We start from the raw sequence: 16,470 nt of genomic DNA, 5'->3' as shown, positions 1-16,470 counted from the left end.
CATCCAAGGGCTCCTTGGTCGAGCGGGGCCGCGACGGAATGCGCCACCCGGACGCCACTTTGTCGCGGGCCTGAACCGCGAACCACTCTCTAAACTCCGCCAGTATTGATCCTGGAGGAGCGGGCCATGGCGAAGACCACCGACGAAGCCATCGAGCAGCTGATCGCGACCGTAAAGGAAGCGCTGGAGGACGGCCGCGCCTCCGCCTCGGAGCTCGAGGAATGGCTGCTGGCGGCGATCATGCTGGAAGAGATGGCGCTGGAAGAACAGCGCGACGAACGCGACAACCGCACGTTCTCCAGCTGGATGCTGGCCAGTACGACGCTGCACTAGGCCGCTCCGACATTACGCCGAATTCACGCATCGCAGGCTAGTCGCGCTACAGACGTAGCGCTACACATGTAGCGGACACCGGATAGCGGAAGCCGCCATGATCGAATCCCTGCCCCGACGCGAACGCGAGGTCTTCGAGACCCTCTGTCGCCTGGAGACCGGCGCCGTCGCCAACGTGCGTAGCGCCCTGTCCGACCCGATCAGCGACTCGGCCATCCGCACCATGCTCTCGCGCCTGGAGGCCAAGGGCCTGGTCGAGCGCGAGGCCGGTCCCGACGGCTTCGTCTACCGCCCCGCCCCGCGCCCCGAGGCCGTCGCCGCCAGCGCGCTGAAGCGGGTCATCGACACCTTCTTCGCCGGCTCGGCCGCCAGCGCCGCCACCGCCCTGCTTGGCCTTGGCCAGCGCCTGACCACCGAGGAAGCCGCCGCCCTGGAGCGGGTCATCGACAAGGCCGTGGAGCGGCCGGCGGAGGATCGGTCGTGACCTGGACGCTTCTCCTGTCGCTGCTGGTCAAGTCCAGCCTCGTCGCCGGCGCGGGCCTGGCCTGCGCCCGCTTCCTGGCCCAGCGACCGATCGACCGCGTGGATATCCTTCGCGCCACGGTCGGCCTGCTGTTGGCCATTCCCGTGATCATGAATGTTCTGCCGACCCTGGACCTGGCCCTGCTGCCGCCGATCGCGCCCTACGTCCCGGCGGAAGGCGCGAGCATGGCCGCCGACGCCGCTTCGGCTCCCGTCGCCCCATCCTGGCCGCCCTCGGCCCAGATGGTCGGCGGCCTGTGGCTGCTGGGCGTGGCGGCCGTGGTCGGCCAGTTGCTGCTGGGCCTGCTGACCCTTGACCGCTGGACCCGCCAGGGCCGTCCGGTCGAACAGCGGGACTGGCTGCGGCCCCTGGAAGAGCTTTCGCCGGAAGAAGACCGTCCGCGCCTGATCGCAAGCCAGCGCGTCGCCAGCCCGCTCAGCTGGGGCGTCGCGCCGGGCTTCATCGTCGTCGACCCGGCCAGCCTGGACGAGCGGCAGGCCGCCCGCGCCATCCTGGCCCACGAACTGGCCCACCTGCGTCGCCAGGACTGGATCTTCCTGATCCTGTCGCGCCTTGCCCTGGCGGTGTTCTGGTTCAATCCCCTGGTCTGGCGCCTGCACGCCGTGCTGGCCGAACGGTCGGAGGAAACCGCCGACGCCGTCGCGCTCGAGACCGTCGATCGCACCCTCTACGCCCGGACGCTGGTGCGCCTGGCGTCTCACCCCACCGCCCGCCTGATGAGCCCGCGTCCCGCGACCGCGATGGCCGCCAGCGCCCGCACGCTGAAGACAAGGATCGCCCACATCATGACCCACACCGCTTCACGTCGTCGCCCCGTGACCGTCGCCCTCAGCGTCGTCGCCCTGGCCGCCGTCGCCACGCCGCTGGCCGCCCTGGGCCTGACGCACCAGGAATGGGTCGCTCCGCCGCCGCCTCCAACTCCCCCGTCGCCGCCCGCGCCGATGGCCGCGCCCCCGGCTCCACCCGCCCCGCCGGTCAGCGCGCCCGCCGCGCCGACCCCGCCGGCGCCCCCTGCCCCGCCGCCCGAACCGCCGGCCTACAAGTCCGGCTACCTCTACAGCTACTTCCGCGAGGCGACGCCCGCCGAGCGCATGGCCGCCGACCAGGCGCGCGCGGAAGCCCAGCAGGCCCGCATCGAGGCTGACCAGGCTCGCATCGAAGCCGACCTGGCGCGCCGCCAGGCCGACCAGCAACGGATCCACGCCGACGAAACCCGCCGCCTGGCGGACGACGCCCGAGCCCAGGCCGACCTCGCCCGCCAGGCGGCCGAAGGCGCGCGCCGAGGCGCCGAACAGGCTCGCCTCGCCGGCGAGCAGGCGCGGATCATCGGCGAGCGGGCCCGCGAGCAGGCCATGCGCCAGGTGGCCAACGCCCGCATCCACATGGCTACTGGCGCGGTGCAGATGCGGCGCGGCGCTCAGCAGATGCGCGAGGAAGCCGTCCGCCTGCGTGACCCGGCCTATCGCGCCAAGCAGATCGCCGAGAACCGCGAGCGCGGCGGCGTCGTCACCGACGCCGAACTGCGCGAGCTGGCCGAGACGCTGCCGGACAAGGCCAAGGACATGGAGCGTCGGGCCGACGAGCTGGAAGCCCGGTCGCGCAAGCCAAGCTGAGATCCCCAATCCGAGGCGACGACGGCGCTTGACTTCCGTAGCGAAAGAAAACGAACCTCTTTCGCATGACGCTCTATACCGATCTGATCGCCGCCGTCGCCGCCACCGAGTTCCGGCTTTTCCGCCTTCGTCACCGACGACTGGAAGCAGGGGCGCACCACCTATGGCGGCCTTTCGGCGGCGCTCTGCGTCGAGGCCGCCCAGCGCACCTTTCCGGAGGCGCCGCCCCTGCGCTCGGCCCAGTTCGCCTTCGTCGGCCCCGCGTCTGGCGAACTGGCCATCCAGGTCAAGCCGCTGCGCCAGGGCAAGTCGACCCTGTTCGTCGCTGTCGACCTGGTCGGCGAGCAGGGCGTGGCCACCCACGGAGTCCTGACCTTCGGCGCGGCGCGGGCCTCGACGCTGTCGCATAGCGAGGTCCCCGCCCCTGACGTCGTGCCGCCCGAGGCCTGCGAATCCTTCTTCCCGGAAAGCCGCCAAGGCGCGCCGCACTTCTCGGCCCAGTTCGAGGTGCGCAAGGCGGGCGGCACGCGACCGCTGGCCGGTGGGGACCCCGAATACCTGCTGTGGATCCGTCACCGCGACCCGGCGGCCCGCTCGCTGTCGGCCCTCATCGCCCTGGCCGACATGCCGCCGCCCCCGGCCATGGCCCTGTTCACCCAGTTCGCCCCGATCTCGACCATGACCTGGGCGATGGACGTCGTCGGCCTGCCCGCTGAGGAGGATGACGGCTGGCGCCTGCTGCGCACGCGCGCCGAGACCGTTGGCGAAGGCTATTCCACCCAGGAGATGCACCTGTGGGACCGGAATGGCCACCCGCTGGTCCTGGCGCGCCAGAACGTGGCGGTCTTCGCCTGATCGCGCGCGAACGGGCCGCGAGGCCTTGGCGATCGTGGATTTTTGACCTCATCCTCCGCACCGGCCCGCGCTCGAGGCGCGGCCGTTCGGGGGACACGCTTCATGACCAAGTTCGCCTTTCTGGCTGGCGCCGCCGCCGTCGCCTTCCTGACCGGGAGCGCCTCGGCGCAGACCGCCGAACAGGCGACCAAGGCCTATCTGGCGGTTATCAAGGACAAGAACCCCGTCCTGCACGCGGTGATCGCCACCAACCCCAACGCCCTGGCCGAGGCGAAGGCCCTGGACGCCGAGCGCAAGGCCGGCAAGGTCCGCTCGCCCCTGCACGGCGTCCCGATCCTGCTGAAGGACAATATCGAGAGCGCCGATCCGCTGCCGACGACCGCCGGCTCTCTGGCGTTGAAGGACAACGTCACCGGCCGCGACGCGCCCATCGCCAAACGTCTGCGCGACGCCGGTCTGGTCATGCTGGGCAAGGCCAACCTGTCGGAATGGGCCAACATCCGCTCCAGCAAGTCGATCAGCGGCTGGAGCGCGGTCGGCGGCACGGTGCGCAACCCCTACGTCCTGGACCGCAGCGCCTGCGGCTCGTCCAGCGGCTCGGGCGCGGCGGTGGCGGCGGGCCTCGCCCCGATGGCCATCGGCACCGAGACCGACGGCTCGATCACCTGCCCGGCGGCGATCAACGGCCTGGTGGGGCTGAAGCCGACCGTGGGCCTGGTCTCGCGCACCCATATCGTGCCGATCAGCCATAGCCAGGACACCGCCGGCCCGATGACCACCACGGTCGAGGACGCCGCCAAGGTGCTGACCATCATCGCCGGCAGCGACCCCGCCGATCCCGCGACCAAAGAGGCCGACGCCCGCAAGACCGACTATGCGGCCGGCCTCTCCAAGGACTCGCTGAAGGGCGTCAAGCTGGCCGTGGCGCGGTTCTACACCGGCTATTCGCCCAAGACCGACGCGGTGTTCGAGCAGGCGCTGAAGGATCTTCAGGCCCAGGGCGCCACCCTGATCGACGTGAAGGACTTCGACGAGGGCCCGATCGGCAAGGCCGAGGGCGTGGTGCTCTACACCGAGCTGAAGGCCGACATGGCCGCCTATCTGGGATCGACCGATCCCAAGAAGGTCCCCAGCCGTACGCTGGCCGACCTGATCGCCTTCAACAAGGCGACCCCGAAAGAGCTTGAGTGGTTCGGCCAGGAGAGCTTCGAGAAGGCCGAGAAGACCAAGGGCCTGACCGATCCCGACTATCTGAAGGCCTTGGCGGACTCGAAGCGTCTGGCCGGCCCGGAAGGCGTCGATCGAATTTTGAAGGACACCGGCGCGGTGGCGATCATCGCCCCGACCACCGGCCCGGCGTGGACCATCGATCCGCTGAACGGCGACAACTACGGCGGCTCGTCGACCACCCTGCCCGCCGTGGCCGGCTATCCGCACCTGACCGTGCCGATGGGCGCCGTGACCGGCCTGCCGGTCGGCCTGTCGTTCATCGGTCCGGCCTGGAGCGAGAAGCTGCTGCTGAACCTGGGCTACGCCTATGAGCAGGCGACGCACCACCGCAAGGCGCCGACCTTCATCAAGACGATCGCGCCTTAAAGCCTACGGGACCTTCGGTCGGACCACCTCGATCGACGGCGGCGGCGGCGTGACCTCGTGCCGGTTCGGGGCCGAGGGCGGTGGCGGGCCGGACGGCGGGTCGTATGGCGCGTACGGACGCCCGTCCGCGCAGGCCGCCACGGTCAGCGCGGCCAGGATCAGCAGGGCCGCGGGCCTCAGCATCGACGCCCGCCGGCGCTGGGCGGACCGAACAGGCCCGTGCCCGACCGGAAGCAGTAGTTCTCGTAGCGCGGATCCCAGACGTCGGTCCGGCCGTCGGCGCGGGTGAACTGGTAACGCTCGCCGCGATCGTCGCGGCCGCTGAGGGTGACCTGGCCCGGACGGTCGGAGGTCACCCCGTAGGACTCGCCGGTCAGGCCGTCGACCGCGCAGGACGACACCAGGCCCGGGCGGCTGAGATCGCCCGACAGGCCTGCGGCCGATCCGGTCTGGGCGTTATAGGCGGCCACATCCGTGCCGCCGCCCCGCGTCCCGCCGACGAACACCTGGGTCCCCGTGGCGCTGTCGTAGGTCATGATGTCCGGCGCCTGGCCGGTGATCGGCGCGCCGCAAATGTCGCGACGCTTGGGCGCGTAGCCCTGTGGAGGGCCTTGAGGGGCGGCATAGGTCGGCGCGTAGCCGCCGCCCTGCTGGGCGAAGGCCGGGGTCGAGATCAGGGCCGAGGCCGCGACGGCGGCGGCGACCAGGCCATGGACCAGCTTGCTCATTTGGGGGCTCCCCCTTTTTGCGGCGGCGCGCCGGCCAGGCCGGTGGCGGCCGCGTCATTGGCCAAGTCGCCGGGACCGGCGCTGACGGCCAGCGGCGCGGGGCCGATGGGTTGGGCCGGCCAGTAGGCGTCGTAGTCCAGGCGGGCCCGGTCGCGCTGGGTGCGATAGAGCTCCGGCGCCTCGAACCACGGGCGGCAGGTCAGCTCGCCGTCGAAGAAGCCGCTGACCAGCGCCTTGCACCCCTCGGGGCGGGCGTAGATACGGTTGTCGACCGCGCGGATCTGGCCGCCGGCGTCGGCATAGATGCCTGAGCGCATGACCCCGACGATCTTGTTGTTGGCGGCGTAGACCACGCCCGAGGCGACGTAGAGGCCGACATCGGTCGCCTCCAGCTCGGCCTCGTTGAGGCGCAGGTTGGCGTTCTCGACCGTCACGGCCCAGTCGCTGTCGCGCACCACGGGGCGCAGCAGGGGTCGTTTCGTCGCCGCCGCCGATATAGACGCCGCGCGAGAAGCCATCGACATACAGGCGGTCGATCGTCACCAGTTGCTGGCGGTTCATGCCGCTGAGCACGAAGCCGGCCGAGTTGCGGGTGCGCGACGAGCCTGTCCAGTCGCCGAGGCGGACAATGCGGATGTCGCGCAGGCGGCTGTCGCCCGAGGTCTCGAAGGCCCCACCGATGGCGGCGGCGGCGATCTCGACGTCCTGGGCCATGATCGTGCCGGTGGCCTTGACCACGGCGGAGCGCGTGCGGCCGATGAAGGCCACGCCGGCCAGTTCGATGCGGCTGTCGCCCACGTCGAAGGCCGAGGCGTCGCCGTCATAGCGGACCGTGACGTTCTTCAGGGCGATCTCGGTGGCGCGGCCGGTGATGCACGAGGAAGAACCCGCGCGCGAGGCCTCGATGCCCAGGCCTTCCAGCACGACATATTGCACGCCCGGCTGGATGCGGATGCAGGGCTGGCCGGTCGGGGCCACCAGGATCGGACGGTCCAGGCCGGGCGAGTAGTTGCGCACGACGATGCTGACCGACTGGGTGATGTTCAGCGAGTCGACGCAGGCCCCGCCATTGGTCGAGGTCAGGGTCAGGGTGTCGCCGTCATAGAGCCGCGCCAGGGTCTGCGAGACTTGGCCCGGATAAGCATAGTCGCAGTTGATCTCGCGCGGGGCGTAGCCGCCATAGCCCGGACCATAGCCGCCGCCCGCCACGCAGCGGCCACGTGAGCGGTAATAACCGCGGGCGCAGGGACGCGGCTTGGCGTAGCGCACCTTGCAGCCCTGCGAGAGGTTCGGTTGGATCAGCAGGCCGAAGCACGGCCGGATCTGCTGGTCGATCTTGGCGTCCGGCGAGGCGATCGCGATCTCGGGCGCGGCGGCCGCGACGCCGAGGATCAAGGCGGCCCAAAGCGCCAGCAGGCGGCTGAGGCTGCGCATCTAGAAGTCCCTTTCGCTGTACGGACGGCCGCGATCGGCCGCGGGCCGGGGCGGCCGCGAGACCTGGGCCAGCAGCTGTTGCAGCCGATAGGCCGATGGCTTGAAGCCCGAGAGCGCGCCATCGATCTGGTAGACCACCGCCTTGGCGCGATCCTGATCCGCCACGCCCTGCAGACCCAGGGAGAAGAAGGTCGACATGGCGTACTTGGCCTCGGCCGAGCCCTGGCGCTCGGCTTCCTCGTACCAGTGATAGGCCCGGGCGTAGTCGCGCGGGACGCCGACGCCCTCCGAGTACATCACCGCTAGCACCAGCTGGGCCTTGGACGAGCCGTTGACCGCAGCGTACTGGATCGCCCGCACCTTCTCGATCGACGAGAGTCGCCCGTTGGCGGGCCGGCCCAGCATCGATTCCAGCGTCTGGGCGTCATTGACGCTGAGCAGCTTCTCGTCGAGCACCGCCGACGGGATCACCCGCAGATACGCCAGGGCCTCGGCGACATGGACGAAGGGTAGTTCGTTGATCCGGCTCAGCGCCGCCTCGCGCGCCTCGCCCGAAAGGTCGGACTCGTCGGAGTGCGGCACGCCCGAGTCGGCGATTCCGGCGGATAGAACTCGTAGGGTGGGATCCAGCGCTTGGCCTTGGTCTCGACGAACGAACCGTAGGAGGCCCGCTGCGGCGAGCTGCGCTCGAAATCCTTGAGCATCACATAGGCCGACACATCGCCGGTCTGCACCGCCAGATAGTTGTAGAGATAGGCGTCGACGTCGTTGCGGCGGAACAGGTCCAACGCGGCCGGCGCGCCTGGCTGGCTGGGCTTGCCGTAAGCCTGGATGGCCTGGAGGTTGTCGGACGGCTCGCCGAAGGGGCCGAAATAGGCGTCGTGGATGCGCGCCAAGGTCCGGAAGCCGTCGGCGCCCTGGGCCGACAGCACGTAGATCACCCGGTTGCGGACCTTTTCGCGCTCTTCGGTCGACATCCGCGACAGCAGGCGGTCGAGGGCGAAATAGGCGCTGCGGCGCTCGAAGGCGCGGCAGTCGTCGAAGCGCGACACGGCCTTCGATTCCGAGCCCCGGCGCTCATAGGACGAGATCGGCGCGTAGCCGCCGGCGTTAGCCAGGGCCATGGCGTACCAGACGGCCGCCTCGACCGGATCCTCGAGGTTCTTGTCGACCGCGCGCTGACCTTCGTAGCGGCGAGCGAGCTCCAACTGGGCGAAGAAGTCGCCGCGGAAGCCGCCCTGGCGCAGGGCGCGAATCTCTTGCTGCTGCTGGTTGAACTGGCCCGATACGCCCTGGGCCGCCTGCGGCCGCGGACACGCGCTGGCGCGCTTGTGAAACCAGAAGCCCGGGCCCGTGTCGCAGCCCACCAGGGGGATCACCACCGCCGCCACGATCGCGCCTACCGGGGCGCGACGCAGCAGGGGGAGCGGCTGGCGAACGCGCGCTCGGCCGCTCCACGGAGCATCCGAAGGCGCGCAAATGCGTCGCCGGCCTCGCGCATGAATCCCCCTTCAGCCCAGCCCGTTAACCATAAAACAATGATCTCTCATGTGCCCGGGAGTGATGACTGTCAAGCTCAGCTCAACCCATCCAGCAATGAAGACTTTGTCACGACAGTCCGGGTTCGCCCGGCAGGCGAATTTCCCGGATTTCGCGCGACTTCACCGCGCACTGAACATCTTCCCAAACATCGAGAAGCCGACAGCTAACCTCGTCAGCTGTCGGCTTCAGTGTATCGACGGAAGACGAAGATTCGACGAAATCAGCGCCCGGTCGGCATGTCCTTGAACGGCACATCCTTGTCGACGCGCACATCGCCGGGCAGGCCCAGCACCCGTTCGGCGATGATGTTCTTCAGAATCTCATCGGTGCCGCCGGCGATGCGCAGGCCCGGCGCCCACATCAGACTCTGCTGGAACGCCGCCTCGGCCGGGGCTTGGTCGGGATCGACGAGGATACCGTACTGGTCCTCCATCTCGACGGCGGTGTTGGCCATCTCCTGCAACTGGTTGGCCGAGATGATCTTGCCGATCGAGCTTTCCGGCCCCGGCGTCTGGCCGCGCGACAGGGCGGTCATGGTCCGGAAGCGGGTGAACTTCAGCCCCTCGGACTGCACGTACCAGTCGGCCAGCTTCTCGCGGAACGCCTGGTCCTTGATCGCCGGACCGGTGGGGCCGGCGAGATCCTGGGCCAGCTTCATGACCTCGCGATAGTTCGGACCGGCCGAGCCGCCGACCGCCAGGCGCTCGTTCATCAGGGTGACGAGGGCCACCTTCCAGCCGTCGCCGACCTCGCCCAGGCGCTGGCTGTCCTTGACGCGCAGGTCGGTGAAATAGACCTCGTTGAACTCGCGCCCGCCCGACATCTGGTGGATCGGCCGGCACTCGACGGCGGCGTCCTTCATGTCGATCCAGAACATGGTCAGGCCCTTGTGCTTGGGCACATCGGGGTCGGTCCGGGTGAGCAGGATGCCGTAGTCGCAATAGTGGGCGCCGGTCGTCCAGACCTTCTGACCGTTGATCACCCACTCGTCGCCGTCCTTGACGGCGCGGGTGCGCAGCGCCGCCACGTCGGAGCCGCCCGCCGGCTCGGAGAACAGCTGGCACCAGATCTCCTCGCCCTTTACGGCGGGCGAGACGAAGCGTTTCTTGGTCTCGCTGTCGGCGAAGGCCATGACCGTGGGCACGCACATGCCCAGGCCGATGGTGAAGTAGCCATAGCCCAGGCCCGCTCTGCCCTCTTCCTGGCCGAAGATCACCGACTGGATCGGCGTGCCGCCGCCCCCGCCGATGGCCGCGGGCCAGGTGATGCAGGCATAGCCGGCGGCGGCCTTGGTGGCCTGCCAGTCCTTGGCCGCGGCCATGTGCTCGGGCGTGTTGGGCTTGAGTTCGCCGAACTTGGCGCGATGCGCGGCGGCGTTCTCGGCCAGCCAGGCGCGGGCCTTCTCGCGGTAGGCGGCTTCCTCGGGGAAATCGTTGAAATCCATAGTCGTTTCCTCGCCTTACGCCGCGTTCTTCTTTTCGAGTTCGCTCACCAGCCGCTCCTTCCAGAGCTTCGGCGCGCCGGCCACCAGGCTGAGCTGCCGCGATCGACGGTAATAGAGGTGGCAGTCGACGTCCCAGGTGAAGCCCATGCCGCCATGGACCTGGATGTTCTCCTTGCTGGCGAACCAGAAGGCTTCCGAGGCGGCGATGCGGGCGGCCGAGGCCGCGATCGGCAGTTCCGGCGCGTCGTCGTTCAGGGCCCAGGCGCCGTAATAGGCGTTGGAGCGGGCGACCTCGTTCTTGACGTACATGTCGGCCAGCTTGTGCTTGATCGCCTGGTAGCCGGCGATCACGCGCCCGAAGGCGTAGCGGCCCAGGGCGTATTCCCTGGCCATCTCAAGGCAGCGATCGGCGCCGCCGAGCTGCTCGAAGGCTAGGAGGACGGCGGCGCGATCGAGGATCGCCTGGACGATGTCGAAGCCGGCTCCGGCCTCCCCCACCCGCTCGGCGACCGCGCCGTCGAAGACGATCTTGGCCACGCCCCGCGTGGGATCGAGGCTCTTCAGAGTCTCGCGCTTCACGCTCGCCTGCTTCAGGTCGACCAAGTAGAGGCCGGGACGGCCGCCGTCACTGGCCAGGACCAGCGCGGTGTCGGCGACGTCGCCGTCGGTGACCGGGATCTTGGTCCCCGAGAGCTTGCCGCCCTCGACCCGGCACTGCAGTGTGTTCGGGCCCACGACGCCCGGGCCTTCCGAGGTCGCCAGGCAGCCGATCACCTCGCCGGCGGCGATGCGCGGCAGGATCGCGGCCTTCTGGCCGTCCGCGCCGTGGGCCATGATCCCTTCGGCCAGGATGTAGACGGTGGAGGCGAACGGGATCGGCGCGACGGCGCGGCCCAACTCCTCGGCGATGGCGCACAGCTCGATACGCCCCAGGCCCAGCCCTCCGTGCTCTTCGGGGATAGAGGCGCCCAGCCAGCCCTGCTCGGCGACGCCCTTCCAGAGTTTCTCGTCGAACGAACGGTCGGCATTGTCCAGCACGCCGCGCACGACGGCGACGTCGCAATGGCTGGCGAGGAACTTGCGCGCCTCGTCCTTCAGGAACTTCTGGTCGTCGGAATAGTCGAAATCCACTGGAGCCTCCCTGGACCGCGCTCTTCGGCGGGTCGCGGGAGTCACACTGAACGACGTTCACGCGAAGGGAAAGATTGACCCGGCGTCAAGAATTTCAGGTTCTTATGCGCGCCTGTCAGCGCATTCGGACGTTACTCAACGGCATGGCTAAGACCGTCTTCCAGAAGAACCAGAGGGTATGGGTCGAGAGCGTCGGCTGCTGGGCCACGGTCGACAGGATCGTGCCCATCTGGGCCAAGGGCTTCGACGAGCCCGTGCGGGTCACCTACGATGTCGGGCTGAACCGCGAGTTCCAGGCCCACGAGCTGAAGGCCGAGGACAAGGTCGATGCGCAGGATGGCGGCCTCGACTCCAATTGGCGAGTGCTGCGGGCCCGCAACAAGTGGCAGCAGGAGGGCGACTGCGCCCACCATCCCTATCCGGGCACCTATCCGGTCGTGGTCACCGACGCCCAGGACTGGGGCGGCTGGCGCACGCCGGGCGCGGAGTACGACCGCGACCCGCACAAGATGGAATATCAAGCCCGGCTGATCGCCAGCGCCCCGCGCCTGCGCGCCATCGCCCGGGAACTGCTGACCCTGGTGGCCGACAGTCCCGAGGACGCGCCGCCGGCCCTGACGGGCCTGGCCCACAAGATCGCGGCGATCGAGCGCTACCTGCAGGAAGCGCCCGCCGCCGGACCGAGCTCGGACTAGTTAGAAGCGCCGGCCGAAGCCGACCGAGAACACCAGCGGGTCAAGCTTGACCTTGGACTTCAGCGCGCCGCCGTTGATCTTGGCGTCGGTGTCGAACCAGATCTTCTTGACGTCCAGGTTCAGGCTGTAGGCGGCGTTGATCGGGATGTCCGCGCCAGCCTGCAGGGCGTAGCCGAAGCCGTCGTCCAGATCGACCGTGAAGCCGTTCTTGTCCTTGCCGCTGTAGAACAGCATGTAGTTCAGGCCCGCGCCGACATAGGGGCTGAAGCGCGCGCCCGGCAGCGGGTGATACTGCAGCGAGACGACCGGCGGCAGGACCCAGGTCTTGTGGACGGCGACATCCGTGCCCGGCCCGACAGCCTTGACCGTGTGCTGGGTGGTGCCGGCGATCACTTCGATGGCCAGCTTGTCGGTCAGGAAGTAGCTGAGACCGATCGTCGGCTTGATATCGTCCTTGACGTCCGCCTTCAGGCCGGTGGCGGCGCCGGCGGCGGTCAGGATCGGATCGCCCGCATCCGGCGCGACGTCGGTCACCCGGACGTTCAGGACGATGTCGCCCTTGGCCTTGGGCGTCACGGGCTCGGCGGCGAAAGCAGGCGCGGCGCTCAGGCCGGCGGCCACGGTCAGGGCCAGGAAGAGTTTGGTGGTCATCGGTATCCCCTTTACGACCTCGTTGTGTCGAAAGGGGTTTGCGCCTGTGTCGGGTCGGTTTCGTTGACGCGGCTCAAGAAAAGACCACAAAAAACCTGCGGTTATTACGTAGTCGCGTCCGGCCTCGCCTTGAAGTTTCCCTGCTTCCAGGCCAGCCACAGCACGATAATCGCCACCAGCGTGCCGACGACCATGGCCGGCAGCGAAGCTTCGGGGCCGAAGGCGCCGCCGCTCAGAAATTCCGGCGCGCCGGGCTTGGGCTTGCTGACCAGCCAGCTCTCGGTGACGGGGATGCCCGACACAGACGCGCCCCACACCCAGCCCTGGGTGAAGTTCCAGGCCGCGTGAACGCCGACCGACATCCACAGACGTCCGGTCAACAGGTAGAAGCCGGCCAGCATCAGCCCCGCCTCGACGGCGATGGCCGCGGCGGCGACCGGCGTGGCGTTGGGATTGGCCAGGTGCAACGCCCCGAACAGGGCCGCCTGCACGATCAGCGCCGGCCAGATCCCGAAGGCGCGCATGAGGAGACGCAGGAGAATGGCGCGCATGATCAGCTCCTCCATGAAGCCGGACTCGATGGCCATGGCGACGGTCGCCCAGGCCGAGGCCGCGCGCGGACCACTGATGTCGTAGACGCCCAGCAGATAGAGACCGCCCACGGCCGCGCTCAGCATCAGCGCTCCGATCACCAGGCCGATGGCCAGCTCGACCGGCATCCGCCGCAGGTCCAACTCCTCCGGCCATCGCCCCTCGGCCAGCCTGACCACGCCCGCGTAGAGGCCAAAACCCGCGCAGCAGATCGCCAGCACCTCCAGCACTTCGAGGAGATGACCGCCCTTCTTGAACATCGGGTTGGCCACCATCTGGGCGCCCGCATAGACGATGCTGAACAGCACGAAGAGCAGAACCATCCAGCCCAGCGCCCGCAGCCAACGCAGCGGTCCCGGGTGCAGGAACCGCTTGCGCCCGACTTCCAGCCCCGCCTGATCGCCCGTGATTTCGCTCGTCATCGCCAAGCCCCTCCCGCCTAAGCTCAAGCCGGCACTGACCATTAATTTGGGCTTGGCCGTCAAGGTCCTCTCGCGGAGGTCGCCCGGTACGACTAAGTTGGACGGATGCGCACCGACACGCCCCGAGCCGTCCGTCTGGCGGACTATCGTCCGTTCCCGTTCACCATCGAGACGACCCGGCTGGTCTTCGACCTGCATCCGTCGCAGACCCGGGTGAAGGCCGAACTCGCGGTGCGCCGGACCGGCGCGAAGGACGAGCCGCTGGTGCTGAACGGCGAGCGGCTGAAGCTGGTGTCGGTGGCCGTGGACGGCGAAGGCCTAAGCGCCAACCAGTATGTCGTCGACGCCGAGCGCCTGACGATCCCGGACCTGCCCGACCAGTTCGTCCTGACCACCGAGGTCGAGATCGATCCCTCGGCCAACAAGGCCCTGATGGGTCTCTACATGTCGGGTGGCCGCTTCTGCACCCAGTGCGAGGCCGAGGGCTTCCGCACGATCACCTACTTCCCCGACCGCCCCGACGTGCTGAGCCGCTACAGCGTGCGCATCGAGGCCGGTCGCGAGTTCACGCACCTGCTGAGCAACGGCAACCTGGTTGGTTCCGGCGCGCTGGAGGACAATCGGTTCTTCGCCGAGTGGGAGGACCCCTTCCCCAAGCCCTGCTACCTGTTCGCTCTGGTGGCCGGTCACCTGGATGTGCTCGCCGACAAGTTCCTCACCATGAGCGGTCGCGAAGTGGCGCTGCGGGTGTTCGTCGATCCCGGCCAGGCCTCGCGCGCGGCCTACGCCCTGGACAGCCTCAAGCGGGCGATGAAATGGGACGAGGAGGCCTTCGGCCGCGAGTACGACCTGGATCTGTTCATGATCGTCGCCGTCCGCGACTTCAACTTCGGGGCCATGGAGAACAAGGGGCTGAACATCTTCAACAGCTCCCTGCTCCTGGCCGATCCGGAGACCGCGACGGACCTGGACTACGAGCGCATCGAGGCGGTCGTGGCCCACGAGTACTTCCACAACTGGACGGGCAACCGCATCACCTGTCGCGACTGGTTCCAGCTGTGCCTGAAGGAGGGCTTCACGGTCTTCCGCGACCAGAGCTTCAGCGCCGATCAGCGCGGCGCGACGGTGCAGCGGATCAAGGACGTCCGAGCCCTGCGCGCGCGCCAGTTCGCCGAGGACGCCGGTCCCCTCGCCCACCCGGTGCGGCCGTCCAGCTACATGAAGATCGACAACTTCTACACTGCGACGATCTACGAGAAGGGCTCGGAGATCATCCGCATGCTCAAGACCATCCTGGGCGCCGAGGCGTTCCGGAAAGGCAGCGACCTCTACTTCGAGCGCCACGACGGCCAGGCGACCACGGTCGAGGCCTTCATCGAGTGCTTCGCCGAGGCGTCGGGCCGCGACCTTTCGGACTTCTTCGGCTGGTACGAACAGGCCGGCACCCCGGCGGTGACGATCGAGACCGCCTATGACGCCGACGCCCAGGCCGTGACCCTGACGCTGACCCAGTCGACCGCCCCCACACCGGGCCAGCCGGACAAGAAGCCCCTGCCGATCCCGATCGCGATCGGCCTGCTGTCGGAGACCGGCGCGGTGCTGCGCGACACCGAGGTGGTGCTGCTGGACCGAAACACCCTGACGGTTCGCTGGGACAACGTCGCCAGCGAGCCCGTGCTGTCGGCCCTCCGCGGCTTCTCGGCGCCGGTGAACCTGTCGACCGATGCGCGACCGGCCGAGCGTTATGTGCTGTTCGGCTCGGACCCTGACCTGTTCAACCGCTGGGAGGCCGGCCAGACCCTGGCCCGCGACCTGATCCTGGCCCGCGCCGCCGGAGCGCCCGACGAGGTCGGCGAGGAGCGCTACGCCGACGCCCTTGGCCGGGCTTTGGTCGACGACGCCGCCGAGCCGGCCTTCAAGGCCCTGCTGCTGGCCCTGCCGTCCGAGCCCGACCTGGCCCTGATGTCCGAGGCGGCCGACCCGCCGGCCCTGCACGAGGCTCGCAACGCCCTGCGCACCCGCGTCGCCGTCCATCTGGGCGACCTGCTGCGCCGCCTGCATGGCGAGATGCAAAGCGACGCCGAGTTCTCGGCCAGCGCCGAAGCCGCCGGCCGCCGCGCCCTGCGCAACGCCTGCGCCGAGGTGCTGTGCTCGGATCCTCACGCCGACAACCTGGAGCGCCTGACCGCCCACTTCAACACCGGCCGCAACATGACCGACGCGATGGGCGGCCTCTTTTCCCTGGTCACCATCGGCGGCCCGGCCCGCGACCTGGCCCTCAGCAAGTTCCATCGCGCCTGGCGGAACGAGCCGCTGGTGCTGGACAAATGGTTCGCCGTCCAAGGCCGCGACCCGAACGAGGACGCCCTGGACCGGGTGATCGCCCTGACGAAGCATGAGGATTTCGAGCCGACCAACCCCAACCGCCTGAGGGCCCTGGTCTCGACCTTCGCCAACTTCAATCCGGCGCGTTTCCACGACCCCAGCGGCGCGGGCTACCGCTTCCTGGCCGATCAGATCCTGGCGGTGGACGGCTTTAACCCGATGACGGCCGCGCGTCTGGTCGAGCCCCTGGGCAACTGGCGGCGCTACAAACCCGAACTGGGCAAGCTGATGCGCGAGCAGCTGGAGCGGGTCGCGGCCCACCCGGACCTGTCCAAGAACGTGCTGGAGCTGGCGACCAAGGCGCTTGGCTGACGCCGCTTTTCGGGATTCGTTCGGCCTTGAGTTGCGACCAATAGGCTCACACTTGCCGAATCCGCCTTTCCGGCGGTGACGGAGCGGTTTGCGGTACGGTAGATTCACCATCTCGGCGAAGTGACTCGCCCCGAGGTCTGTCGCTGACAGGCCTCGGATTTGGGATTGGAGCGCGCCCTGGCGCGCTCCGGGGA

General features: G+C 68.9%; 11 protein-coding genes and 4 pseudogenes. 7 read left to right on the top strand and 8 right to left on the bottom strand.

Going from position 1 to position 16,470, the window contains the following annotated elements:
* Positions 1-126: 126 nt before the first annotated feature.
* The 5 genes and pseudogenes from ACHMW8_RS15370 (at position 127) to ACHMW8_RS15350 (ending at position 4,941) form a co-directional block, all read left to right on the top strand.
* Complete coding sequence (locus ACHMW8_RS15370; protein ID WP_125156381.1) at positions 127-333, top strand: hypothetical protein; 207 nt, start codon at positions 127-129, stop codon at positions 331-333.
* Positions 334-430: 97 nt separating this feature from the next.
* Entirely contained in the window at positions 431-817 is a 387-nt protein-coding gene (locus ACHMW8_RS15365) for a BlaI/MecI/CopY family transcriptional regulator (protein ID WP_395443024.1), read from the top strand.
* Positions 814-2,490: a M56 family metallopeptidase gene (locus ACHMW8_RS15360; RefSeq protein ID WP_395443023.1), complete on the top strand. Its 1,677-nt coding sequence runs from the start codon at positions 814-816 to the stop codon at positions 2,488-2,490. Before ACHMW8_RS15365 ends, ACHMW8_RS15360 begins: the two co-directional genes overlap by 4 nt.
* A gap of 65 nt (positions 2,491-2,555) precedes the next feature.
* Positions 2,556-3,345 (top strand): annotated as a pseudogene (locus tag ACHMW8_RS15355) (acyl-CoA thioesterase).
* Positions 3,345-4,941, top strand: a pseudogene (locus ACHMW8_RS15350) (amidase). The pseudogenes ACHMW8_RS15355 and ACHMW8_RS15350 overlap by 1 nt, the downstream one beginning before the upstream one ends.
* A 3-nt stretch (positions 4,942-4,944) precedes the next feature.
* On the opposite strand, the gene ACHMW8_RS15345 reads toward ACHMW8_RS15350, so the two are convergent.
* The 6 genes and pseudogenes from ACHMW8_RS15345 to ACHMW8_RS15320 form a co-directional block, all read right to left on the bottom strand.
* Entirely contained in the window at positions 4,945-5,124 is a 180-nt protein-coding gene (locus ACHMW8_RS15345) for a hypothetical protein (protein WP_125156376.1), read from the bottom strand.
* A complete protein-coding gene (locus ACHMW8_RS15340) occupies positions 5,118-5,669 on the bottom strand; it encodes a hypothetical protein (RefSeq protein ID WP_125156375.1) in 552 nt (183 codons plus the stop codon). The genes ACHMW8_RS15345 and ACHMW8_RS15340 overlap by 7 nt, the downstream gene beginning before the upstream one ends.
* Positions 5,666-7,064: pseudogene (locus ACHMW8_RS15335) on the bottom strand (hypothetical protein). Before ACHMW8_RS15335 ends, ACHMW8_RS15340 begins: the two are co-directional and overlap by 4 nt.
* Positions 6,973-8,604: pseudogene (locus ACHMW8_RS15330) on the bottom strand (tetratricopeptide repeat protein); the annotation flags it as partial. The pseudogenes ACHMW8_RS15335 and ACHMW8_RS15330, both read right to left, overlap by 92 nt.
* Positions 8,605-8,865: 261 nt before the next feature.
* Positions 8,866-10,089 carry an acyl-CoA dehydrogenase family protein gene (locus ACHMW8_RS15325; RefSeq protein WP_395443022.1) on the bottom strand — a complete coding sequence of 408 codons (1,224 nt, stop codon included), beginning with the start codon at positions 10,087-10,089 and terminating at the stop codon, positions 8,866-8,868.
* 15 nt (positions 10,090-10,104) lie between these two features.
* On the bottom strand, positions 10,105-11,220 hold the full coding sequence (locus ACHMW8_RS15320) for an acyl-CoA dehydrogenase family protein (RefSeq protein WP_395443021.1): 1,116 nt from the start codon (positions 11,218-11,220) through the stop codon (positions 10,105-10,107).
* 143 nt (positions 11,221-11,363) lie between these two features.
* On the opposite strand from ACHMW8_RS15320, the gene ACHMW8_RS15315 reads away from it, so the two are divergent.
* On the top strand, positions 11,364-11,915 hold the full coding sequence (locus ACHMW8_RS15315) for a hypothetical protein (protein WP_125156370.1): 552 nt from the start codon (positions 11,364-11,366) through the stop codon (positions 11,913-11,915).
* On the opposite strand, the gene ACHMW8_RS15310 is transcribed toward ACHMW8_RS15315, so the two are convergent.
* Positions 11,916-12,566: an OmpW family protein gene (locus ACHMW8_RS15310; RefSeq protein WP_395443020.1), complete on the bottom strand. Its 651-nt coding sequence runs from the start codon at positions 12,564-12,566 to the stop codon at positions 11,916-11,918. It abuts the gene before it with no gap.
* A 104-nt stretch (positions 12,567-12,670) separates the two neighbouring features.
* Positions 12,671-13,579 carry a lysostaphin resistance A-like protein gene (locus tag ACHMW8_RS15305; protein WP_395443019.1) on the bottom strand — a complete coding sequence of 303 codons (909 nt, stop codon included), beginning with the start codon at positions 13,577-13,579 and terminating at the stop codon, positions 12,671-12,673.
* A gap of 105 nt (positions 13,580-13,684) precedes the next feature.
* On the opposite strand from ACHMW8_RS15305, the gene pepN reads away from it, so the two are divergent.
* Positions 13,685-16,276 carry an aminopeptidase N gene (pepN, locus tag ACHMW8_RS15300; protein ID WP_395443018.1) on the top strand — a complete coding sequence of 864 codons (2,592 nt, stop codon included), beginning with the start codon at positions 13,685-13,687 and terminating at the stop codon, positions 16,274-16,276.
* Positions 16,277-16,470: the final 194 nt, after the last annotated feature.

The sequence above is a fragment of the Caulobacter sp. UC70_42 genome (assembly GCF_044056025.1).
Taxonomy (GTDB): Bacteria; Pseudomonadota; Alphaproteobacteria; order Caulobacterales; family Caulobacteraceae; genus Caulobacter.
Note: the sequence above shows the minus strand (reverse complement) of the source record. Positions and strands in the feature narration are given on the sequence as shown.